The organism is Micromonospora sp. NPDC047465 (assembly GCF_040643125.1).
Taxonomy (GTDB): domain Bacteria; phylum Actinomycetota; class Actinomycetes; order Mycobacteriales; family Micromonosporaceae; genus Micromonospora.
The window spans coordinates 55095-78638 of the sequence record NZ_JBEYTP010000004.1 but is presented as its reverse complement, the minus strand read 5'-3'; the positions used below and the strand labels follow the sequence as shown (position 1 = coordinate 78638).

Below are 23544 nucleotides of genomic sequence, written 5' to 3'. Positions count from 1 at the left end.
GCGACAGCCGGCTGCGGTTGGCGGTTCGGGGTTCGCGCGGTCAACAAACGCCACTGCACCGGCCTACGGAAGTTCGCACGGCCGTCGTTGATCCCCCTTGCAGGGGAGCCGGTTGGTTCCCTCGCGGGAGGTCTCGGACCCGGAGCTGCGCTGGAATCAACGCATGAGTTCGATGAAGTCCCCGAAGGCCGTTTGGTTCGGAACTGCTGCGCTGACCCCCTACATCCTGATGAAGACCTACTGGGCGTTCGGCGGGATCGCTGGCCGACCGGCAGGCGACCTCGCCGCCTCGATGCGCGCCAACGGTGCACCCGAGGCGCTGGTGTGGCTGGAGCAGCATGGAATCGACTTCACCGTGCTGGGCGCCCTCGGCGGGGTGCTGCTGCTGACCGCGCTGACCCGGCCCTGGGGCGAGCGGCTGCCACGCTGGACGCTGCTCGTCCTGGGCTGGCCGGGCGCCGTGGCCCTCACCCCCTACGGCCTCGCCACCATGATCGCCGCGGCTGCCGGCTTCACAGTCGGCGACGCCGAAGGCTGGTCCCCTTGGGTCGGCTACGTGGGCGGACTCGCCTTCGCCGGCCTTGGCCTCTCACTTGCCCTCTGCACCCGCTCCTACCAGCGCCGCACCCGCCCCCCGGCCGTCCTCGCCCACGCCTGAGCACGCCTACGCCACCTGGCTGGTCACCGACGGCGCCCTGGCGCAGCGGGTCATGGGCCACGAGCAGGAGTCCACGACGCTCAATCGTTACACGCACACCCCGGACGACTGCGCGGCTCTGATCCTGGATGCCTTCACGCTGCTCGCGGCGGAAAGGGACGACCCCCGTCGGGGGGATGCGGTCTCAAGTTGTCGGCTGCTGCCAACTGGTGGCGGCCTACGTCGGCGAGCAGGTGCCGGGCGTCGTCGGTTGACGTCCGAAGCCGACGCGCATCGAGGCTCGCGCTGCCTTCTTGCTGCCTCGCTGCTGCTCGACGTCTCGCTTACAAGTTCTGGGCGCTCCGTCTGGCAGGGTCCGTCCGCATCCGCGACCTCGGGCCACTGTCCGCGCAGGGCGGTCGGCGGCTGTACTCGTCCCCCTTCGTTGCTGTCACCGTTGCTGTCGACACCACCTCGCGGGGTGGGGCGACTGCCCGCGATCGTCGGGACCAGCCCTGACCGCACGAGCCGATGGCCTTACTCAGCGCCTCGGCGAGTCGCGATCCAGGCGCTCCAAGTCGCGCTCCCAAACGGCGATCAGCCCTTCGCTGATCGCGTCGTCGGTGACGCCCCTACGTATCCAACCGAGATCACGGTCGTTGTAGCGAAGCGCAAACACCAGTCCAAGCTCGCCTGAGATCTCCTCCAGCCACGCCACCAGCCACCGGACCTCGGCAAAGAACCGCCGTTCCACCGCAGGCGTCGCCCATGGTCCCGGCGCTAGAAACGCGTGTGTAAGCCCGATCTGGCGCGCGCCCTCCCGGTCGACCTCATCGAACGCTTCCGCCCTCTCGCCAACCCAGCTCAGCTTGCCGCAATCGCGCTCGTACGCCCGCAGGAAGCGGCTAACGTCCCTGTCGTCCAGGTGTCCCTCGCTGTAAGCGATCAGCTCATCTATCGGCACGGGCATGGTCGGATCCTAAGGACTGTCAGCGGCTGCCATCCGAACGACCGCGCGCCCGAAGGCAAGCCAGCGCCACGACTCCTTGACCCCCAGGCAACGATCAGGGTCTCTCCACCTGGGCCAACCTTTGGCCGTACGCTGCCGCTCGCGTCCGTCGTCGTCCATGGACGTCCAGCCCCGCACACCCCGGTCGTCACCCAGTTAGTCACTCAGCCGCCGGCTTCGGCTTCGGCTCGTTCACCCACAGGCAGTACCGACTTGATCTCTGACTACGAGCGCTTTGCTCACTCAGGTCACTCTTTAATTAGTCTTCCGGTCGCTACATCACGACAATATGTGCCACCACGATAAGAAATAGCTATTCGATAAGGGAAGTCTTCGTATCCTCTAAATTCATTTAATATCCGGCCCAGCCACTTCACGAATAGTTTCTCGCTGAATAAGCAATAATCCCCATCCTCATCGAGATCCTCATCGTCTAGGTGATTATTAAAACTGACACTCCCTGAAGCAATCAGTCTCTTAGGAACTACCGGCTCGGCAGCTCGTTCGTATGGATAAGCGGCAAATCCTAGACCGAAGTAGTAACTCTCCGCCTCCAATACAATCAGTTGCGTCTCCCTAGGGTAGCTGAAGGAAAACATCGCATTAAACTCTCTTTTTAATTCTTCTTTACACTCTTCAAGAACCTGCAGCATCACCAGTTGATCCTTTATGGGAATTGCAGATTCCTTAAGCTCTCGAAGAATTACATGCCGATCCTCCATAGACATTTTCATTGTTCACATCTCCTTGCATCTTCCGTAGGGTCCAGAGAGCCGCGGCCAGGGCAAGGATAAAGTCCGCGATTCCAATTCATTACTTCGAACCAGCCAATCAAATTCAACCTCGCAACATTCTGGCCTGCGCCATCCCCGTCTGCCGCCGACCCGCCCTCCGGGAAGCGGGCCGCCGCCCGGCCCGCCACGTCAAGCGGGCCTTGACGCACGTACGAGCGCTGCCCGCGTCCTGGCGGCCTTCGACAGCTCCGCTGCCTCCCTGCTGCCTCCGGCTGAGAATCCGCCCTCCGAGAGCGGCCTCGACAAGGACGGAGACGACCTGTGACCTGCAACGGAGCGCTCCCGCCGGAAAGGGACGACCCCCGTCGGGGGGAAAGTGACCTGACGTAGCAGCGAGTGTGATCAAGTGCCGTACCGCGTGGTCAGACGCATCGGTCGTGCCGTCGAGCATGATCGAGTCGGATCACGCGGTACGGCGTTCGCTGACGATCCGCTGACTTTCGGATGGCGTGCTGCGGGCGGTCAGCCGGTCGGCCCACGAAGCGGCTGCCAGCCCCACCCGTCGAGCTTGGATAGCGCCGCCTCCCACGCAGCGACTGTCAACTCCCGGGCATGCTCATCACACAGCACCAACCGGAGGGCGAGGTCCATCACAGACAGTTCGAGCCTGATTCCCTTCCGGTACTGCTCTATCCCCTCCAGCGGGTCGCCCGTCCACGCCTGTCCACGGGTCGCCGGGCGATCACAGTCATTCACCACGCAAGTCAGCATCAGAGGATGCTCTCTCGCCCGCGATCTCCGCACCATCAGTTTGGAAGATCGTTTGCCGCTGTCGTGATCTGTCCGGAACGCCTACCCAGCGGCAGTGCCGTGGTGCCCGACCATGACCGCTGCTGACCGTCTGGGACACCGGCTACCGGCACGCGGTTGCCCGGCGGCGTGCGGCTTACCGCCCCCGGCCTTCGGTCGGGGGCGGCTTGCCGTGCCGCTGGCTCTCCGCGCGCCTGGACGTTCGTGTACCCGGTGGCAAGCCGCGGAGCGGCGCGGCAGCCGAGCGCCCTAACGTCGACGGCGGCCGGCCCCGCTGGCGCTCGTCACGGCCTAACTCGCTGCTCACGACCCTTCCGACGCCTGGCGCGATAGTCAAGGACCCCGTGGGTGGCCATTAGGGCCAACGCGGCCAGTAACAGCACAGCACTGATCCATCGGCCTGGAGTGCGCCAAGTGCTGGGCGTGACCTCCGTGAGGTTTCCTAGCCCCAGGAGAACGTAGAAGCTCATACATGCTGCCCCTGCGGCCCACAGCCGGGGGTGATGCAGGGTCCGCCCGAACAGCCGAACCGTTGACGCGCGCTGGCTGTGGATGACCACCCAGGCAGCGCAAGAGACCAGGGCGACAGCGGCGCTGGCGAGCAGGATGTCCACGGCCGTTGCGCCCGCCTCGTAGGTCGTCACGGCATCACGGTAGCGGCACCGCGCAGCTACCCGCCTCGGGTACTTGGACAGCCGTCGTCTGGTGCGGCGGGCTGCGGCGCGCGATGCCGGCCGGAGGCCGCCAGCAGCGTGCCGCAGCCCGCCCGTGCGCCGCGCTTGCGCGGCGCCTTGCTCCACACGCGCACTTCGCCATCCGCGGCACCCTGCCCCGCCGGCTGCTCAAGCAGATCGCCGCCGCCACCTACCACCAGGTGTGGTGGCCACCCTTCGACGAGCAGGTCTACCCGGTCGACAAGCCGCCGGTCTGGGACGTCGACCGACAGGCGTACGTCGACCCGAAGACGCGCGAGCCGCTGCCCACCTGGGGCGAAGCCCTCGACGCCCTGGAAGAGCCCGACAGCCGACCCGCCTACGTCGCTCGGCTCGGCCGCATCGACGCCCGCGGCATCGAGCAGGGCACCAAGGACGCCGATCGGTCCATCCGGTACGTGACCAAGTACGTCACCAAGGACCTGACCGACCAGGCCAAGCCACGCTCCGACGCGCAGAAGGCCCACTTCGACCGCCTCCACGCGGAACTGTCCGCGCTGCCCTGCTCGCCGACCTGCGCGAACTGGCTGCTCTACGGCGTCCAGCCGGACGGCGTCAAGGCGGGCTTGACCCCCGGCCGGTGCACCGGGAAGGTCCACCAGCGCTCCACCCTCGGTTTCACCGGCCGCCGCGTACTCGTCTCCCGGCAGTGGTCCGGCAAGACCCTCGCCGATCACCGGGCGGACAACCGGTCCTGGGTGCGGGCGATCCTCGCGGGCGGCATGGCCGACACGGAGGAGCACGACCCGGCGGCCGACGAGACGGACGGCTCGAAGCGGTACCGGTGCGAACTCGCCCGGCCCGAGGACCCGGACGTGCCACCCCTGGAACACCGACTCCTGCGATCGATCTCCGCCCGCATCCGCTGGCGCGCGGACCTCGACACCGCCCGGCTACGAACAGCCGCCGCCGTTTCGGCAACCGATCAACCTGCCGCGCTCGCGGCCTGAACCTCTGGGGAGGAAATTTTGTCCATCGTCGTGCCGTTCGCGCCTCGGCAGGCCGGGCCTCGTGCTGGCGAAGTCGCCCCCGGCGACTACCCGCCCCGGCCGGTCCGAGCCGTTTACACGGTCAAGGAAGTGGCCGCGCTGCTGTCTCTGTCGGTCAGCTCGGCCTACGCCCTGGTCCGGGCTGGGCAGATCCCCGCCGAGCGGCTGGGGCGGCGCTGGGTGGTGCCGCGTAGCCGTTTCCACGCCTGGCTGGACGGTGCCTGCGGCGAGCTTTCGGCAACGGGTACCGACGCGCCGCGCGGGGGCTGGTGACCGTGGGCTTCGTGAGCAAGACGCCGGCCGGGACGTACCGGGCGAACTGGCGGGACTCGGCCGACCGGCAGAAGGCGAAGACGTTCCGCACCAAGAAGGAGGCGAACGCGTTCCTCGCCGAGGTGGAAGGCGCGCTCAACCGGGGCGCTTACGTCGACCCGCACGCGGGGCGGATGCGGTTCGGGGAGTTCGTGACGCGGTGGCTCGCCGGGCGGTCGGTGGAGGCTCGGACAGCCGAGCGGACGGACTCCATGCTGCGGGCTCACCTGCTGCCGCAGTGGGCGGACTGGCCGTTGGCTCGGATCGACTATCTGGCGGTACAGGAGTGGGTGACCAACCTCGGCCGGACTCTGGCGCCGTCGACGACGGCGAAGCACCTCGGGATGCTGTCGATGATCATGCAAACGGCGATCCGGGCGCGCCTGATCGCGGTGAACCCGTGCGAGGGGGTGCGGGTGCCGCATAACCGGGCGCGGGAAGCTCGCGCTGGCACGATCAGCCGGGAGGCGTTCTTCGGCCGGCTGCTGCCCGCCGTGCCGGCCGAACACCGAGGCATCGTCTGCGCCGCCGCCGGGGCGGGACTGCGCTGGGGTGAGTGCGCGGGCCTGCCGTGGGAAGCGGTCGACCTTGATCGGGGATTGCTGCACGTCGCCCAGGTGGCGGTGGAGACCCACGGCGGGATCGTGCTGCGGGCGTACCCGAAGACTCGGGCCGGCGTGCGGACGGTTCCGATGCCGCCGTTCCTCGTCGACGAGCTGCGTCGCCGGCGTGGGGCAGCGGTGCCGGACGGTCGGGCGTTGATCTTCGCCGCCGAGACGGCGGGCCGCAGCGGCGGTCGAACTTCCGGCGGCGGGTGTGGCTGCCGTCGCTGGTGCGGGCCGGGCTGCTCGGCCGGGTGGCCGAGGTGGCGCCGGGCCGGTGGGTGGCGTCGTGGCCGGACCGGGACGGCCGGGAGCAGCGGGCGGAGTTCGCCGACGAGGCGGCGGCGGTAGCGCACGCGGCGGCCTCGGCGTTCGGCGGGCTACGGTTCCACGACCTGCGGCACTCGTACATCACCTGGCTCGTGACGGATGGGGTGCCGGTCAACATCGTGCGGCGGGTCGTGGGGCACGAGAAGGCGTCAACGACGCTGAATCGTTACACGCACACGCCCGACGACTACGCCGACCGGGTGCGGCTGACGTTCGCTGACGATTCGCTGACTTTCCGCCCGGCACCCCGCCCGGCCGGCCTCGGAGAAGTGCCTCCACCAGGCCGGGAGCGCTTCCCGGAAAGGGACGACCCCCGTCGGGGGGAGACGGGGGTCGTCGGGAGGTTCGGCTCCGGGGGGGTCGAGCCGAACCCGCTCAGCGGTCACGGGGGGTGCAACCGCCGAGGGCCTGTCTGTTGTGCGAGATGTGAACGCTCGTCGTGCCGACCAGTCTGCCTGAGCGGACCTGTATACGTCGAGTGGTGTCACCTCCACTCCCTGCAAATTAAACTTCGCAGAGTGTGACGGACGTCACGATGAGCGAGGGCGAAAGGGTCTGCCCGCAAGTCCGAGGGGTCATCGGACCCCGGGCACCCGCCGACCATAGACCATCCGGCTAGACTTGCGCGCCGTGGGCCGAAGTGCCGCTTTCTTCGATCTGGACAAGACCGTCATCGCCAAGTCGAGCGCCCTGGCGTTCGGTCGGCCGTTCTACCGGGACGGCCTGATCACCCGGCGTGACGTGGTCAAGTCGGCGTACGCGCAGCTGATGTTCCGGCTGGGCGGCACCGACGAGCAGACCATGGCCAAGACCCGGGACTATCTCGCCACGCTCTGCAAGGGCTGGCAGGTGGAGCAGGTCCGCCAGATCGTCGCGGAGACGCTGCACGAGCTGATCAATCCCTACGTGTACGCCGAGGCCGCCGCCCTGATCGAGGAGCACCAGGCTGCCGGCCGGGACGTCGTGCTGGTCTCCGCCTCCGGCGAGGAGATGGTCCGGCCGATCGGCGCGCTGCTGGGGGTCACCGACGTGATCGCCACCCGGATGGGCGTGGTGGACGGCCGCTACAGCGGCGAGGTCGAGTTCTACGCGGCCGGCCCGAGCAAGGTCGAGGCGGTCAGCGAGCTGGCCGCCCGCCGCGGGTACGACCTGGCCGACTCGTACGCCTACTCCGACTCGTACAGCGACCGGCCGCTGCTGGAGTGCGTCGGCCACCCCTCGGTGGTCAACCCGGACCGGCAGCTGCGCAGGCTCGCGGTCGAGAACTCCTGGCCGGTGCTGGAGTTCCGGCACCCGATCCCGCTGGGCCGGCGGCTGCGGGAGCGCCCGGCCGTCCCGGTCGCCGCGGCGGCGCTGGGCGTGGGCGTCGGCGTGGCCATCGGCATCGCCTGGTACGGCCGTCACCGCCGTACCCGCGCCACCCCCGCTCCCGCCTGACCGGATCCGGGCCGAAGCGAGCCGGACCGAAGCGAGCCGGGCCGAAGCGACCCGGACCGAAGCGACCCGGGGTGCCGAGGGATCCAGGCTCGGCGGGCGGGTCAGGTGGCGGCGAGGATCTCGTCGCCGATCGTGGTGAGCTGGTCGGCGCCGACCTCCACGGCCGACATGTAGTGCCGCAGCCAGGAACGCAGACCGTCCGGGGTGCCGGTGGCGAACGCACCGGCCGAGCCGACGTACTCGGGCTCGCGCTCGCGGTGGCCGACGTCGACGGCGAGCAGGCCGCGCGGGTCGAGCCCGCTGGACAGCAGCACCAGCCGGGCGGCGCCGCGGGCCACCACCCCGGACGGCCCGGCGAAGGGGCGCAGGTTCAGCAGCTCGCCGTGCACGACGGCGGCCAGCACCAGCGGGGAGACCTTCGTGCCGCCGGCGACGAGCCCGGCCAGCCCGTCCAGCCGCGCGGCGACCACCGGGTCGGCCACGGGCCGGCCCAGCTCGGCCTCGGTCACCACGTCCCGGGCGGCGAGCACGTGCAGCTTGGCCAGCACCTGCCGGGGCGCCTTCGGCCAGAGCTCGCTCAGCCCGGGCAGCGCCCCGGCGACCCGCAGCGCGCCCTGGACCACCGGCTCGGTCACGGTTCCGGCGCGGACGGCCTCGCGCTCGTGGGCGTACCCCTCGAGGGCGGCGCTGGCGACCGCGGACCGGAGGCTGACCTCGGCCGCGACCTGGCCGCCGTGCCGGCGCAGCGCGCGGTGCCCGAGCGCCTGGTCGAAGCGCTCGCGGGCCCGCTCGACGGCGGGAGTGATGTCGGCGAGCGCGAGCAGCGGGGCGAGCGGGTCAGCGGTCACCCCGTCACGCTATCGACTGCGCGACGCGACCCGCCGACGAGCCGCCGGGGAGCGACCGCCGCCACCCCTCGATTGTGGTGGCAAGGGGCCCTTCTGCGACGGAAGGTGCCGACGCGGTGCCCCTTTTGGCATCTGGGTGGCCGTCCGGCGCGCGGCGGGGGCCGCTCGGCGCGAGTTGGCCGGACCGGCAGTCGGACGACGGGGTGTCCCGACTAACCTCGTGCGGGAGACGCAGGTCACCCCGAACGACGAGGGAGCACGGCATGAGCGAGGCATTGGCCAATCTGTTGAACGAGACACGCCAGTTCCCGCCGCCGGCCGAACTCGCCGCGAACGCCAACGTCACCGCAGACGCGTACGCGGAGGCCGACGCCGACCGGCTGGCGTTCTGGGAGCGGCAGGCCGGGCGGCTGACGTGGGCGCGGCAGTGGGACCAGGTGCTCGACTGGTCGAAGCCGCCGTTCGCGAAGTGGTTCGTCGGCGGGCAGCTCAACGTGGCGTACAACTGCCTGGACCGGCACGTCGAGGCCGGCCTGGGCGACAGGGTCGCCATCCACTGGGAGGGCGAGCCGGGCGACACCCGCACCATCACGTACGCGGACCTGCACAAGCTGACCTGCCAGGCGGCGAACGCGCTGACCGACCTGGGCGTCACCGCGGGCGACCGGGTGGCGATCTACCTGCCGATGATCCCGGAGGCGGCGGTCGCGATGCTGGCCTGTGCCCGCATCGGCGCGACGCACAGCGTGGTCTTCGGCGGCTTCTCCGCCGACGCGCTGACCAACCGGATCCAGGACGCCAGCGCCAAGGTGGTGATCACCGCCGACGGCGGCTTCCGCCGGGGCAAGCCGTCCGCGCTGAAGCCGACGGTGGACGAGGCGGTGGCCAACTGCCCGTCGATCGAGCACGTGCTGGTCGTGCGGCGCACCGGCGAGGAGGTCGCCTGGTCGGCCAAGGACCACTGGTGGCACGAGACGGTGGAGACCGCCCCGGCCGAGCACGCCGCGCAGCCGTTCGACGCCGAGCACCCGCTGTTCATCCTCTACACCAGCGGCACCACGGCCCGCCCGAAGGGCATCCTGCACACCACCGGCGGCTACCTCACCCAGACGGCGTACACGACGCACGCGGTCTTCGACCTCAAGCCGGAGACGGACGTCTACTGGTGCACCGCCGACATCGGCTGGGTCACCGGGCACTCCTACATCGTCTACGGCCCGCTCTCCAACGGCGCCACGCAGGTGATGTACGAGGGCACCCCGGACACCCCGCACAAGGGCCGGTTCTGGGAGATCGTCGACAAGTACAAGGTCAGCATCCTCTACACCGCCCCGACGCTGATCCGCACGATGATGAAGTGGGGCGAGGACATCCCCGCCGGCTACGACCTCTCCTCGCTGCGGCTGCTCGGCAGCGTGGGCGAGCCGATCAACCCCGAGGCGTGGATGTGGTACAGGCAGCACGTCGGCCACGGTGAGCTGCCCATCGTGGACACCTGGTGGCAGACCGAGACCGGGTCCGTCATGATCTCGCCGCTGCCGGGCGTGACGGAGGCCAAGCCCGGCTCCGCGATGACGCCGCTGCCGGGGATCAGCGCCGACGTGGTGGACGACCAGGGCCAGTCGGTGCCGAACGGCGGCGGTGGCTACCTGGTGCTGCGCGAGCCGTGGCCGTCGATGCTGCGCACCATCTGGGGCGACGACAACCGGTTCATCGAGACGTACTGGTCGCGGTTCGAGGGCATGTACTTCGCCGGGGACGGCGCGAAGCGGGACGACGACGGGCACATCTGGCTGCTCGGCCGGGTCGACGACGTGATGCTGGTGTCCGGGCACAACATCTCCACCACCGAGGTCGAGTCGGCGCTGGTCTCGCACCCGTCGGTGGCCGAGGCGGCGGTGGTCGGCGCGACCGACCCGACCACCGGGCAGGCCATCGTCGCGTTCGCCATCCCGCGCGGCGCCGCGGACACCTCCGGCGAGGCGGGCGAGAAGCTCATCGCCGACCTGCGCAACCACGTGGCGAAGACCCTCGGCCCGATCGCCAAGCCGCGGCAGATCATGCTGGTGCCGGAGTTGCCGAAGACCCGCTCCGGCAAGATCATGCGCCGCCTGCTGCGGGACGTGGCCGAGAACCGGTCGCTCGGCGACGTCACCACGCTCCAGGATTCGTCCGTGATGGACCTGATCTCGTCCGGCATGGGCGGCGGAAAGTCCGACGAGGACTGACGGCAGGCGTACGACCCGATGGGTGGCGGTCCCGCGCGGACCGTCACCCATCGTCATTTCTTACGGGTACCCGACGGACCGGATGCGCCCTGTCACATCAGTCGGTCGGGGGAACCGGGAGAAGCTGAACGGACACAGGCAGGCGCGGACCCCTGTCCTTCGCCTGGTTTCTGATTTAGGTTCACGCAGGCCGAGTCGGTTCGATGGACGTCACATCGATCAGAGGCCGTCCGGCTCCCTCCCTCCCCATGCCCGAGAAATGGAGCGGCATGAACAGAAATCCGCAACCTGGGTCGCGTCGACGCCTACTCGTCGCGCTGCCCGCCATCGCCCTGGCGGCCACGTCACTGACCGTGACTGGCAGCTCGGCGGCGGCAGAGTCCGGCCCCGCCCGAGCCGTCATCGGGGCGGACGAGTACTACATCAACTACTCCGAGCCGGCCGTCCAGCCGGACAGCACCGGCCGCGAGGTCAAGGGCAAGGGTGGTGTCTACGCCCCGGCGGTCGAAAAGGCGCGGGCCTACGACCGCAAGTTCGCCCGCGGCAACCCGGTCACGGCGCGGGAACTCGCCAGGACCGAGGCCGAGGCGATCAAGACGGGCAAGAGCCCGCGGCAGATCAAGCAGGCCGAGGGCACCCAGACGGCGAAGCTGCTCACCCTGCTGGTGGAGTTCAACGACCAGGCCAACGACGACTTCACCGACGTCATGGTCCCCAAGACGGTCTTCGAGGACCGGAGCTGTGTCCCCGGCACCGTCCAGAACGGACCCCTGCACAACAACATCCCCAACCCGGCGTCCCTGCCGCGCGAGGACAACAACTCGATGTGGGTGCCGGACTTCTCGCCCGCGCACTACGACAAGATGCTCTACACCAAGGAGGGCATCACCGAGCGGGTCCGCCCGGACCTGACCGGGCCGGACGGCAAGCCGGGCATCAGCCTGGCCGGCCGGACCATGCACAACATGTACCTGGAGATGTCCAAGGGCGCGTACACGGTCGACGGGCAGGCCAGCCCGTGGATCAAGGTGCCGCACTCCGAGGGCTGGTACGCGGCCTCCCGCTGCTTCCAGGACGAGAACGGCAACTGGGTCGCCGGCCGCGAGCAGGCGATGAACGGGCACCCGGACAACCCGCAGGGCGCGGGCCGGCTGGCCACCGACGCGATCGCCACCCTCGCGCAGATGGACCCGAACTTCCCGTGGGCCGACTACGACATCGAGGACCAGGGCGACCGCGACGGTGACGGCAACGTCTTCGAGCCGGACGGCGTGATCGACCACCTGGTGCTGGTGCACGCCGGCCAGGGCAAGTCCCGCGGCGGCGGTGCCGAGGGCATCTACGCCGTCTGGGCGCACTCGTCGTCGATCGCCGGCGGCTACACCATCCCCGGCACCAACCTCCAGGTGTCGAACTACATCGTGCAGCCGGAGGACGCCGGCGTCGGCGTCTTCGCCCACGAGTTCGGCCACGACCTGGGCCTGCCGGACCTCTACGACACCTCGGGCAACGCCGACTCGGACGTCGACTTCTGGGACCTGATGGCCTCGGGCTCGCACTCGGGTGAGATCTTCCAGGCGCTGCCGACGCACATGGGCCTGTGGGACAAGTGGGTGCTCGGCTGGGCCGACCCGCTGACCCTCGCGCCCGGCACCGACCCGCGCTCGGTGCAGCTGGGTCAGACCTCGCGGACCCCGGTCGGCACCAAGGACGGCATCAAGATCGACCTGCCGAACAAGGTGATCACCCTGGCCACGCCGCACAGCGGCGAGAAGATGTGGTACACCGGCGCCGACCAGGACTGGGCGGACGTCAAGATCGCCCGCCAGGTGGCCGTGCCGGCGGCGGCCGACGCGAAGTTCTGGATGTGGAACAACTTCGTCATCGAGGCCGACTGGGACTACGGCTTTCTCGAGGTCTCGACCGACGGCGGCGCCACCTGGGCCGAGCAGAAGGTCTACGACTCGACCGGCAAGCTCGTCACCACCAACGACGGCTACGCCGACCCGAACGGCCGGATGGTGGACTTCGGCAACAAGAAGTACGGCCTCACCGGCAGCACCAACGGCTGGCGGCACGACTACGTCGACCTGTCGGCGTTCGCCGGGCAGACCGTGCAGGTCCGACTCCGCTACGCCACCGACGAGGCGTTCGTGGAGCGCGGCTGGTTCGCCGACGACTTCTCGGTGACCGGCGGCGGCGCCACCACCTGGAGCGACGACGTCGAGAGCGGCACCAACGGCTGGACCGCGACCGGCGGCACCTTCGTCGACACCACCGGCGCGGGCTGGCGCATCGACAGCGGCACCTCGACCCAGGCGCACTACTACCTGGCGGAGTGGCGCAACTTCGACGGCTTCGACAACGGCCTGAAGTACACCTACGACACGGTGTACTCGCACGAGGCGTGGAAGGTCGACAAGGTCTCCTACAACGCCCCGGGCATGCTGGTCTGGTACCGGGACACCGCGCTCGGCGACGTCAACCACGTCACCGGACAGCTGACCTCGCTGCCGAGCTACGGCGCCAAGGGTGGTCTGCTGATCGTCGACTCGCACTTCGACCCGTTCCGCCGCACGGGCGAGGCGGCCGTCAAGGACCCGTCGGTGCTGGACAACCTGCCCAGCCGGCCGCAGTCCGCCAACGCGGCCTTCTCGCTCAACCCCACGTACCCCTTCCGGGAGTGCCTGGAGGCGGAGGACGAGCCGTACAGCGAGTACTGCACGAACTTCCCCGCGCAGCCGGCGGTGCCGGCCTTCACGGACGCCAAGGGCTGGTACCCGGGCATCGAGATCCGCGACGGCTCGGCGTACGCCCGGGACAGCGACGCCTCGGTCGTCATCCCGTCGAGGGGCAACGCGCCGTACACGACCCGGGTCACCAACCCGGACGGTACGCCGGCGCCGGCCTACTACGGGGTCACGCTGGGCGGCGGCGCCATCGTGCTGGGCACCGGCAACCCCGGTGACCAGGGCGTGTCCTACGGCGTCACCATCACCATCAAGCACACCGCGAAGGACAACTCGTACGCCACGGTGTACGTCACCCCGGCGACGAACTGACCCGAGGGTCGGCCGAGGGACACACGGCGGGGCCCGTCCGGAGCACACTGCTCCGGGCGGGCCCCGCTCGTCGTGTGGTCCGAGATCCGCGCCGACCGGCCACCCCACCCGGACCTGGCCGGCAAGATCGCTGAGAGCCGCTGTGACGATTTCCGGCCCCCGGGCGCTCCCCTGACGGGGACTTCATAACTACGGTTACTCAAGGTGATCGTGGCCAAAACGTAACGTGAACCGATGTCGGTTCAGCGCGCCCTTTGGTCGGCATTTATGCGCATATGCAGGTCGGCGGACGCGCGCCCGCCAGGTATTTGACCCGTGACAAGCGCGCGTCCCCTCTGCCAGGGTGAGTGGCGCATCACATGACAGCCGCGGCCTCGGCCGCGCTCGTCATGTAACAGATCCACAAAGGAGGAGGACCTTTGAGGAGACGAGTCACAGCCGGTCTGGCCTCTGCCACGGCCGCGCTGCTGGCGGCGGGAGTCGTGTCGGCGCCGGCCTCCGGCGCACCGGCCGCGGACCCGGCCCCCGGTTCCGACAAGGCGAAGCACCGCAGGGACAACCTCCCCGATCCGAAGGCGGATCAGCAGCGGGAGCTCCGGAAGAAGGCCATCGCCGACCTGCTCTCCGGCAAGGCCAAGCTTTCCACGCGCAACGGCTCGAAGGTCATCCAGGTCAAGGACGACCTGTTCGTGGAGTACCAGCAGGCCCCGAAGACCGACCCGATCTTCACGATGCTGGTCGAGTTCGGCGACCAGACCGACCCCCGGACCGGTGGAGCTGCCGGCCCGGTGCGCAACCAGATCGCCGAGCCGGACCGCAACTGGGACGGCGGCTCGACCGACGACAACAGCACGCTGTGGCGGCCGGACTTCAACCGTGCGCACTACCAGGACATGATGTTCGGTCCGGGTGAGTCGATGCGGGACTTCTACCTGAAGCAGTCCGGCGGGCGCTACACCGTCAACGGCGACGTCAGCGACTGGGTCAAGGTTCCGTACAACGAGGCCCGGTACGGCAGCAACGCCATCTCCGAGGCCGACGGGTACTGGAACTTCGTCAAGGACACCGCGACGGCCTGGTACGAGTCCCAGGTCGCGGCCGGCAAGACCCCGGAGCAGATCAAGCAGTACCTGGCCCAGTTCGACATCTGGGACCGGTACGACTTCGACGGCGACGGCGACTTCAACGAGCCCGACGGCTACATCGACCACTTCCAGGCGGTGCACGCGGGCGAGGGCGAGGAGGCCGGCGGCGGCGCCCAGGGCGAGGACGCCATCTGGTCGCACCGCTGGGCGGCGTTCCCGAACCTGGCCGGCAGCGCCGGTCCGGGCGAGAACAAGGCCGGTGGTGTCCAGATCGGCGACACCGGCATGTGGATCCGGGACTACACCACGGAGCCGGAGAACGGCGGTCTGGGCGTGTTCGCCCACGAGTACGGCCACGACCTCGGTCTGCCGGACCTCTACGACACCGCCGGCGGCGACAACGGCGTGGGCTTCTGGAGCCTGATGTCCTCCGGCTCGTGGCTGAGCCACGGCACGGACGACATCGGGTCGACCCCGGGCTACATGGACCCGTGGTCGAAGCTGTTCCTGGGCTGGCTGAACTACTCGGTGGTCGAGGAGAACAGCGGCACCACCCGGGTCACGCTCGGCCCGGCCGGCGACAGCGACGGGCCGAAGGCCCAGGCCGTCGTCGTCAACCTGCCGGCACAGACCCAGACCACCAGCTACAACACGCCGTTCGGCGGGTCGTACGAGTGGTGGGGCGGCAGCGCGGACGACCTGAACACCACGCTGACCCGCCAGCTCGACCTGACCGGTGCGACGTCCGCGTCGATCACCGCGAAGGCCTGGTACGACATCGAAGAGGACTACGACTACCTCTACGCCGAGGTGTCGACCAACGGTGGCTCCACCTGGACCCCGCTGGGCAACTCGTCGATCGACGCCGGTGAGACCGGGGTCGACGGCTCGACCAGCGGCGCCTGGGTGGACCTGGCGTACGACCTGTCCGCGTACGCTGGGCAGACCGTGCAGTTCCGCTACCGCTACCAGACCGACGGCGGCGTGCACCTCGCCGGCGCGTTCCTGGACAACGTGTCGCTGGTCAAGGGCGGCGCCGTCGCCTGGACCGACGACGCCGAGACGCTGGCCGCCGAGTGGACCGCCAGGGGCTTCACCCGGATGGGCGGCTCGGTGACCGACACGTACCCCCGCTTCTACATCGCGGAGAACCGGTCCTACTTCGGCTACGACGACACCCTGCGGACCGGCGGGTACAACTACGGGTTCAACAACACCCGCCCGAACTGGGTGGAGCGGTTCTCGGTCCAGCCCGGCATGCTGGTCTGGTACGTGAACTACGCGTACGGCGACAACAACACCTCGGAGCACCCGGGCTACGGCCTGAACCTCCCGGTGGACGTCCGGCCGAACAAGATCAACGTCGGTGGTCAGGGCACCATCACCAACCGCCGCAACGGCTTCGACGCCACGTTCAGCCTGTACGCCAAGCCGGCGCAGACCTTCCACCTCAACGGTGTCCCGGTCACGCTCCCGGCGCTCGACCCGAACCCGGTGTTCTTCGACAGCGGGGCGAACAAGTACTGGACGTCCGGCAACCCGTGGAACTCGGTGAAGCTGGCCGGTTCCGGCACCCGGATCGAGATCCTGCAGCAGGGCACCAACCCGACCGACGACATGGTCGTGAAGGTCAGCAACTGACAATCGGGTTACCCGTGGGGCCGGTGGCGGTGACGCCACCGGCCCCACTTTTCGCGTACGTGACCCGGTCCGATCGAGAACGATCTCTTCCGCCCCATCGGGGACCCTATGCCCTGCTCATGACGGTTGATGAACGGTGGGGGTGTGACGGTGAAAAGCATTCCCAACAAAACTTTGCAACAAATAGACGCGCGCATCTTCCCAGGGGTCACACGAGTGTCTATGTTCACCATTGGTCCCACTAGTGGGATCGATCTCCACCGGCCCGTACCCCCGTTGGGCCGGTTCCCTCACACCGGAGGTACCACGTGCGCAAAGTCGCAGTGGGTCTGCTCGGGCTTTCGCTGACGGCGACGGGACTGGCGGTCGGCACATCCGCCAGCGCCGCGCCGCAGCCGAAGTTGCCGACGGCCGCTCCGTCGGTCACCGAGCCAGCCCATGTCGACCACGACCTGCCGAACCCGCTCGAGGACAAGCGTCGCGCCCTGCGCCAGGAGGGCCTGAGCGACGTCCTCTCCGGCCGGGCCAAGGCGCAGAAGATCAACGGCAGCACGGTCGTCAAGGTCGGCAAGACCCAGGCCGAGGGGGCCACCGCCCGCTCGACCCGGGCCGGCGCCGCCAGCCAGATGGAGGACCAGTACGTCGAGCTCGCCCGCGAGCAGACCGACCGGATCTTCGTCATCCTCGCCGAGTTCGGCAACGAGCGGCACCCGAGCTACCCGGACCAGGACACCGACCCGACCACGGCGGGTCCGACCCGGTTCGACGGGCCGCTGCACAACGAGATCCCCGCCCCCAACCGGGCGGTGGACAACTCCACCGTGTGGCAGGCGGACTACAACGCCGACCACTACCGCAAGCTCTACTTCGGCACCAACCCGGGTGACGAGTCGCTGAAGCAGTACTACGAGGCGCAGTCCTCGGGCCGCTACAGCGTCGACGGCACGGTCACCGACTGGGTGAAGGTCAGGTACAACGAGGCCCGCTACGGCCGCTCCGGCGGCTACCCGTGCGAGGACAACGTCTGCACCAACACGTGGGCGCTGGTCCGGGACGCCGCCAACCAGTGGGTCGCCGACCAGAAGGCCGCCGGCCGCACCGACGCCCAGATCGCCGCGGACGTCAAGGCGATGGACCAGTGGGACCGGTACGACCACGACTCGGACGGCAACTTCAACGAGTCGGACGGCTACATCGACCACTTCCAGATCGTCCACTCCGGCGGCGACGAGGCCGACGGCGACCCGTACCAGGGCGAGGACGCCATCTGGAGCCACCGCTGGTACGCCTTCGCGTCCGACCAGGGTTCGACCGGCCCGGTCAACTTCCCGGCCGGCGGCACCCAGATCGGCAACACCGGCATCTGGATCGGTGACTACACGATCCAGCCCGAGAACGGCGGCCGGAGCGTCTTCTACCACGAGTACGGCCACGACCTCGGTCTGCCGGACGACTACAACGTCGTCAGTGGTGGGGACAACAACAACGAGCACTGGACCCTGATGGCCCAGAGCCGGCTGGGCGCCAAGACCGACCCCGGCATCGGCGACCGCGGCGGCGACCTGGGCGCGTGGAACAAGCTCCAGCTCGGCTGGCTCGACTACGAGGTGGTCGTCGCGGGGCAGCAGCGCACCCTGAAGCTCGGCCCGCAGGAATACAACACCGACGAGGCCCAGGGCGTCGTGGTGGTGCTCCCCAAGCGGGAGTACACCTTCGACAACGGCAAGCCTTTCGAGGGCACCAAGCAGTTCTTCTCGGGCAACGAGGACGACCTCAACAGCACGATGACCCGGACCCTGGACTTCACCGGGAAGTCGTCGGCGTCGCTGTCGATGAAGGGCCGCTACGACATCGAGGCCGGGTACGACTACCTGTTCTTCGAGGCGTCGCTCGACGGCGGCCAGACCTGGACGGCGCTGCCGGGCACGGTCAACGGCCAGCCCCTCCCGGAGATCTCGCCCGGACGTCCGGCCCTGGACGGCAGCAGCAACGGCGAGTGGGTCGACATCAACATCCCCATGGACGCGGCGGCGGGCAAGGTCGCGCAGTTCCGGCTGCGCTACCAGACCGACGGCGGTGTCTCCGAGGGTGGCTTCTACGGTGACGCCGTCACCGTGACCGCCGACGGTCAGACCGTCCTCTCCGACGGTGCCGAGTCCGGCGCCGCCGGCTGGACGCTCGCCGGTGGCTTCGAGGTCGCCGAGGAGACCTACACCCGGGAGTTCGACAACTACTACATCGCGGGCACCCGGCAGTACATCTCGTACGACAAGTACCTGAAGACCGGCCCGTACTTCTTCGGCTACGCGAACACCCGCCCGGACTACGTGGACCACTACGCGTACCAGGAGGGTCTGCTGATCTCCTACTGGAACACCCGCTGGGCGGACAACGACACGTTCGCGCACCCGGGTGAGGGTCGCAACCTGATCATCGACGCGCACCCGCGGCCGATCTACAACCTGACCGGGCAGCCCTGGCGGGCCCGCGTCCAGGTCTACGACGCGCCGTTCAGCCTGAAGAAGGCCGACTCGTTCACGCTGCACCTCAACAGCCAGCCGCAGTACATCCGTGGCCAGGCCGCGCAGCCGCTGTTCGACGACACCAAGCAGTACTGGTACCCGGAGCTGCCGAACCACGGCGTCAAGCTCCCGGCCACCGGCACCAAGATCAAGGTCCTGGAGAAGGACGGCCTCTACACCAAGATCCGTATCTCCTGATCGCCTGATCACGCACCACCCGCACCACGCGATGCCCGGGCAGGCCACCTGCCCGGGCATCGCCCGTTCCGCACCCGGCAGCGAGGGGCGACCGGCGGGGAACCCGCGTGGCGCGTGGCGCGTCCGACCGGACGTGCTGTCCACCACCCACGCGATCGTCAGCGATCCCGGCCACCCGGCCAGGGTCGGCGGCGGAGCCGGCCGGCACCGGGGTCCTAGGCTGTCTGCCATGACCGAGCAGCGTGGCGGGCCCGTCGACGAGTCCTGCGTCCTCAGCGAGGGGCCGTGGACGCACCGGTTCGTCGGCGCGAACGGCAGCCGGTTCCACGTCGTCGAGGCGGGCACCGGCCCGATGGTGCTCTTCCTGCACGGCTTCCCCGAGCACTGGTGGGCCTGGCACGAGATGCTGCCGGCGATCGCCGACGCCGGGTTCCGCGCCGTCGCGGTCGACCTGCGCGGCTACGGCGCCAGCGACAAGCCGCCCCGGGGGTACGACGGCTACACGCTGGCCGCCGACATCGCCGGGCTGATCCGGGCCCTCGGCGAGCGCTCCGCGACCGTGGTGGGCACCGGCATCGGCGGCATGATCGGGTGGACCGTGGCGTCGTTCCACCCGTCGCTCGTCCGCCGGCTGGTGGTGCTCGGCGCCCCGCACCCGCTCCGGCTCCGGGCCGCCATCTTCGCCGACCCGCGCGGGCAGTTCGCCGCCTCCACGCCCACCCTGAAGTTCCAGCTGCCCCGCTACGAACACGTGCTCACCCGGCACAACGCGGCGGCGGTGGAGGAGATGCTGCGCCGCTGGGGCGGGCCGCGCTGGGTCCACGGGCCGGACTTCGAGGCGTACGCCCGGCGGTGCCGGGAGGCGATGCGGATCCCGCAGGCGGCGTTCTGCGCGCTGGAGGGCTACCGCTGGGCTTTCCGCTCGGTGCTCCGCCTGCACGGCTACCGCTTCGTCCGGCTGATGCAGAAGCCGCTGACCACCCCGACGCTCCAGCTCCACGGCGCGCTCGACCAGGCGTCCCTGCCGCGCACCGCCCAGGGCTCAGGCCGATACGTGGTGGCGCCCTACGAGTGGCGGCTCCTGGACGGCGTGGGGCACTTCCCGCACGTGGAGGCCCGCGAGGTGGTGCTCGGCGAGATCCTGCGCTGGGCGAAGTCCTGACTCCGACCCGCTGCCCGCGCGGGCCTCAGACCCGCTGCTCGCGCAGGTCGGCGACCTCGGCGGCGGGCGCCCAGCCCTGGTAGACGCCGAAGTCGAAGACCTCCAGCCCCATCGCCCGGGCGACGGGCCAGCGCCCGCCGGTGTACTCCACCCGCAGCCAGCCGTCGTGCTCGCCGAGAACGATGAACGGCTGCCCCTGCCAGGTGCAGGTCGTCCGCACGTACGCCAGGTCGTCGACCTCGGTGGCCGGGACCACCCGCACGTACCGGCCGGGGCGTACCTCCTCGAAGCCCTCGCCCGACTCGGGCTGGTAGAGCCGGACGTCGTCGCCGTCCGGGCTCGCCTGGTACTCCCGGCCGCGCCAGCGGGCCACGTAGCCGTCCCGGATCACTGCGCACCGACCTGTCGCCACAGCAGCGCGTCGGTGTCGAGGATGGCGACCACCCGCTCCGTGCCGTCCGCGCCGATCCGCCAGAGCTGCGCGCCGTGCGGCAGCCGGGCGCTGTCCACCTTGAACTCCGCCACCACGTCGCTGCCCTCGCCCGGGGCGAAGCCGTTGCCCCGGAACGGCGGGCGCTCGATGACCCAGCCCTCCATGGCCCGCATGGCGGCCTCGCTCTGCCCGCCGTACGGGATCCGGTAGAGGCTGGGTCGGTGCGCCGGCCAGCGCAGCACGTAGATCTCCTCGGCGTCCCGCGCGAACGGCGAGTCGGGGTGACCGAGGCCGAGCGCGTCGTGCAGCTGCGCCGGGGTGTTCAGGTGGGCCAGCTCGTTGGCCCGGTGCACGAAACCGGAGACCCGGTCGTAGCCCCGCTCCAGGTAGTAGGCGAGCTGGCTGGGGGCGACCGCCTTCTGCATCACGATCGGCCGGGCCGGGTCGGGTGCCGCGTAGCGGGGGCGGCTGACCGGCTCCTCGACGGGGGCCGCCGCCTCGCCCTCGGTCCCGGCGTCGTCGCCGAGCCCCACCTCCGCCGCCCAGTTGGCCAGCGCGAGGATCTGCTCGCCGGGCAGCTTCGCCCCGACCGGGCTGCCCGGGTTGACCGCGAACGACCAGGAGGCGTCCGGCCACCGCCGGATCAGCTGGACGAACTTGACCTCGATGGTCTCGGCGGCCGCGTCGGCGTGCTCCGCGAGCCGCTCCGGCGAGGTGTGCACCACCACGAACGTGTCGCCGTCGAGCTCCTCCGTACGCCAGACGAAGCCGGGCTCGCCGGGCCGGCTGCCCGGCGCGGAGTCGGCGGCCACCGGCAGCAGCACCCGGGCCAGCAGCAGCGTGGACAGGAACGTGTCGGTGCTGCCGCTCCCGGCGGCGTCGAGCAGGTTCTCCTCGACCTCGTTGGCCGGCTGGAAGTCGACCGGCACGGGCTCGACGCGGGCCGCCGCCGGCCCGGGCGCGGTGTCGGGCGGCGTGTCGGACGGCCCGGGCGCGGTGTCGGGCGGCCCGGGCGCGGCGGCGGCCGGCCGGGACGGGGTGTCGGACAGGCCGGGGGCGGTCTCCACCGGTGCGGCTGCGGTCTCCACCGAACCGGGTGCGTCGACCCCGCCGGGTCCGGTGGCAACGGGGTCGGCGGGGCCGACCGCACCGGCCGCCGTGGCGGTCGGGCCGGTCGGCGCCGTGACGGTCGGGCCGGCCGGTGCCGTGACGGTCGGGCCGGTCGGCGCCGTGACGGTCGAGCCGGCGGATGCCGGGCCAGCGGGGGCGGTCGGGGCGGGCCGCCGCACCGGCTCGAACAGCGACACGGGCTCCGCCGGGGCAGCGGCGGGCGGCCCCGCGAGGTCCCGCGACTCGATGACCGTGCCCTCGATGACGATCGGCGTGAACCCGCGCCGGGGCGCGGGCGGCCCGGAGACCGGCTCCGCGGCCGAGGGCGGCTCCTGCTCCGCGCCGGGCTCGGGCGTGGGCCGGGGGCGCGGCAGGGCCTGCGTCACGTCACCGTCGGGGTCCGGCCGGCGGGCGGCGTACGCCGGTGCCGGGTCGGGGGCGGAAACGCGAAGGTCGCGGGTGACGTCCTCGGCGGACGGGTCCGCCCGGCGCGGCGGCAGCACCTGGGTGCTCTCCCCGCCCGGCACCGCGAAGGCCCGGGTCGGCTCCCCGTCGGCCGGGGCGATCGGGATCGGGTGGGTCGGGCCCTCCGGCACCGGCTCGGCGAGCGGCCGACGCCGGGGAAACGGCTGGCCGCCGCGCGCGAGGCGGGACGGCGGTACGGCCCGTTCGCCGGAGCGCAGCGCCTCCTGCCGCTGCGCGGACGCGCGGCCGGACGCCGGTTCGAAGAAGGACCGGTGGTTGGGCCGCTCCGGGGTCTCGCCGGCGGGACGACCGTTCGTCGGCGAGGACGGCGCCGGGGGCGGGACCGGCCGGCCCTCCGCGCGGTCGCCGAGCGGCACGAACCGGGACGGCGCCGGCCGGTCGACAGCCGCCACGGCGTCGCCGGCCGCCGGGTCACCCTGCTGCGGGCCGGGCCGGTTCGACGGGTACGCGGGTGGGACGGCGGCGCGGGGCGGCTCCGGCGGCCCGGGTCGGGCGGGCGCAGGCACCCGGCCGGCCGTCGACGTCGCCGGGGGTTCGGGCCGGGCGGCCGGGGCGCCGTTGGCCGGGGCGGCACCGGCCAGGGCGGCCCGCCCCGTGCTGCCGGTGGTCGGCCGGGTCTCCGGCCCGTCGGCCGGGTCGCGACCGGTGGCCTGGGCCCGCACCCGGGCGACCGTCTCCGCCCGTTCCAGGCGGGCCCGCGCACCCAGGGTGCGGCCGGGCAGCCGGACGTCGCCCCGGGAGAGCTGGGAGACGAACCAGGCCGGCAGGTAGCCCTCGACGGGCAGGCCGGGGTTCACCGCCAGCCACCACTCGTGGTTGGGCCAGCCGGCAGCCAGGTCGGCGTACGAGGTGCGGCGGCCGGAGCCCGCGTTCTCCCCGAGGCAGGCCCGCATGGCCGCGGCGGAGGTGAACGCCAGCACATGGGTACGACCGCCGGTCGTCCAGGTGCCCCAGCCCAGCGGCGCCTTCCCGGCGAGCGCCTCGGCCGAGACCGGCAGCAGCAGCTCGGTCTGAGCCAGAACGCGGAAGTAGAGCTGCTGGTCGTTGGCGCGCAACGCGTCGCGCAACGCCGCTTCGGCGTCGGTGGCCGGCTCCCAGTCGGTCACGGCCACCCCTCCTCCCGCGAACAGGCCATAGGCATCGCGTACAACCTACAAGGTAGAAACAAGATCACAATGGCTGGCCGGCGGTGGTCC

At 70.5% G+C, this 23544-nt stretch carries 16 protein-coding genes; 11 read left to right on the top strand and 5 right to left on the bottom strand.

Annotated elements, in window-relative coordinates:
• Positions 1 to 163: 163 nt before the first annotated feature.
• A complete protein-coding gene (locus tag ABZ793_RS05850; protein ID WP_357452524.1) occupies positions 164 to 658 on the top strand; it encodes a hypothetical protein in 495 nt (164 codons plus the stop codon).
• 520 nt (positions 659 to 1178) lie between these two features.
• Here ABZ793_RS05850 and ABZ793_RS05845 read toward each other — a convergent pair.
• Entirely contained in the window at positions 1179 to 1607 is a 429-nt protein-coding gene (locus ABZ793_RS05845; protein WP_357452521.1) for a hypothetical protein, read from the bottom strand.
• Between the two features lie 287 nt (positions 1608 to 1894).
• On the bottom strand, positions 1895 to 2368 hold the full coding sequence (locus ABZ793_RS05840; RefSeq protein ID WP_357452518.1) for a hypothetical protein: 474 nt from the start codon (positions 2366 to 2368) through the stop codon (positions 1895 to 1897).
• A 1549-nt stretch (positions 2369 to 3917) separates the two neighbouring features.
• On the opposite strand from ABZ793_RS05840, the gene ABZ793_RS05835 reads away from it, so the two are divergent.
• The 5 genes from ABZ793_RS05835 (at position 3918) to ABZ793_RS05815 (ending at position 7573) form a co-directional block, all read left to right on the top strand.
• Positions 3918 to 4853, top strand: coding sequence for a replication initiator (locus ABZ793_RS05835; RefSeq protein WP_357452515.1), 936 nt, complete (start codon positions 3918 to 3920; stop codon positions 4851 to 4853).
• Positions 4854 to 4871: 18 nt separating this feature from the next.
• Positions 4872 to 5165 carry a helix-turn-helix domain-containing protein gene (locus tag ABZ793_RS05830; RefSeq protein ID WP_357452512.1) on the top strand — a complete coding sequence of 98 codons (294 nt, stop codon included), beginning with the start codon at positions 4872 to 4874 and terminating at the stop codon, positions 5163 to 5165.
• Positions 5166 to 5176: 11 nt separating this feature from the next.
• The gene (locus tag ABZ793_RS05825) at positions 5177 to 6157 is read left to right on the top strand and encodes a hypothetical protein (RefSeq protein WP_357452509.1); all 981 of its coding nucleotides are present in this window, start codon (positions 5177 to 5179) and stop codon (positions 6155 to 6157) included.
• The gene (locus tag ABZ793_RS05820; protein WP_357452506.1) at positions 6061 to 6660 is read left to right on the top strand and encodes a tyrosine-type recombinase/integrase; all 600 of its coding nucleotides are present in this window, start codon (positions 6061 to 6063) and stop codon (positions 6658 to 6660) included. Before ABZ793_RS05825 ends, ABZ793_RS05820 begins: the two co-directional genes overlap by 97 nt.
• Before the next feature lie 97 nt (positions 6661 to 6757).
• Positions 6758 to 7573: an HAD-IB family hydrolase gene (locus ABZ793_RS05815; protein WP_357452503.1), complete on the top strand. Its 816-nt coding sequence runs from the start codon at positions 6758 to 6760 to the stop codon at positions 7571 to 7573.
• Between the two features lie 101 nt (positions 7574 to 7674).
• On the opposite strand, the gene ABZ793_RS05810 is transcribed toward ABZ793_RS05815, so the two are convergent.
• The gene (locus ABZ793_RS05810) at positions 7675 to 8421 is read right to left on the bottom strand and encodes an oxidoreductase (RefSeq protein WP_357452500.1); all 747 of its coding nucleotides are present in this window, start codon (positions 8419 to 8421) and stop codon (positions 7675 to 7677) included.
• A gap of 263 nt (positions 8422 to 8684) precedes the next feature.
• On the opposite strand from ABZ793_RS05810, the gene acs reads away from it, so the two are divergent.
• The 5 genes from acs to ABZ793_RS05785 all read left to right on the top strand — a co-directional run bounded on the left by acs (position 8685) and on the right by ABZ793_RS05785 (position 20319).
• Positions 8685 to 10649, top strand: a complete 1965-nt coding sequence (acs, locus tag ABZ793_RS05805) for an acetate--CoA ligase (RefSeq protein WP_357452497.1) — start codon at positions 8685 to 8687, stop codon at positions 10647 to 10649.
• A 269-nt stretch (positions 10650 to 10918) separates the two neighbouring features.
• A complete protein-coding gene (locus ABZ793_RS05800) occupies positions 10919 to 13711 on the top strand; it encodes an immune inhibitor A domain-containing protein (protein ID WP_357452494.1) in 2793 nt (930 codons plus the stop codon).
• Between the two features lie 419 nt (positions 13712 to 14130).
• Positions 14131 to 16437, top strand: coding sequence for an immune inhibitor A domain-containing protein (locus ABZ793_RS05795; protein ID WP_357452491.1), 2307 nt, complete (start codon positions 14131 to 14133; stop codon positions 16435 to 16437).
• 323 nt (positions 16438 to 16760) lie between these two features.
• A complete protein-coding gene (locus ABZ793_RS05790) occupies positions 16761 to 19157 on the top strand; it encodes an immune inhibitor A domain-containing protein (protein ID WP_357453151.1) in 2397 nt (798 codons plus the stop codon).
• A gap of 229 nt (positions 19158 to 19386) precedes the next feature.
• The gene (locus ABZ793_RS05785; protein ID WP_357452488.1) at positions 19387 to 20319 is read left to right on the top strand and encodes an alpha/beta hydrolase; all 933 of its coding nucleotides are present in this window, start codon (positions 19387 to 19389) and stop codon (positions 20317 to 20319) included.
• Between the two features lie 25 nt (positions 20320 to 20344).
• On the opposite strand, the gene ABZ793_RS05780 is transcribed toward ABZ793_RS05785, so the two are convergent.
• Together ABZ793_RS05780 and ABZ793_RS05775 are read right to left on the bottom strand one after the other, a co-directional pair.
• Entirely contained in the window at positions 20345 to 20710 is a 366-nt protein-coding gene (locus tag ABZ793_RS05780; protein ID WP_357452485.1) for a hypothetical protein, read from the bottom strand.
• Positions 20707 to 23454 carry an SseB family protein gene (locus tag ABZ793_RS05775; protein WP_357452482.1) on the bottom strand — a complete coding sequence of 916 codons (2748 nt, stop codon included), beginning with the start codon at positions 23452 to 23454 and terminating at the stop codon, positions 20707 to 20709. Before ABZ793_RS05775 ends, ABZ793_RS05780 begins: the two co-directional genes overlap by 4 nt.
• Positions 23455 to 23544: the final 90 nt, after the last annotated feature.

Coding starts and splice junctions, on each gene's coding strand:
- ABZ793_RS05850 (WP_357452524.1), top strand. CDS start 164: ATGAGTTCGATGAAGTCCCCGAAGGCCGTTTGGTTCGGAACTGCTGCG.
- ABZ793_RS05845 (WP_357452521.1), bottom strand. CDS start 1,607: ATGCCCGTGCCGATAGATGAGCTGATCGCTTACAGCGAGGGACACCTG.
- ABZ793_RS05840 (WP_357452518.1), bottom strand. CDS start 2,368: ATGGAGGATCGGCATGTAATTCTTCGAGAGCTTAAGGAATCTGCAATT.
- ABZ793_RS05835 (WP_357452515.1), top strand. CDS start 3,918: ATGCCGGCCGGAGGCCGCCAGCAGCGTGCCGCAGCCCGCCCGTGCGCC.
- acs (WP_357452497.1), top strand. CDS start 8,685: ATGAGCGAGGCATTGGCCAATCTGTTGAACGAGACACGCCAGTTCCCG.
- ABZ793_RS05800 (WP_357452494.1), top strand. CDS start 10,919: ATGAACAGAAATCCGCAACCTGGGTCGCGTCGACGCCTACTCGTCGCG.
- ABZ793_RS05785 (WP_357452488.1), top strand. CDS start 19,387: ATGACCGAGCAGCGTGGCGGGCCCGTCGACGAGTCCTGCGTCCTCAGC.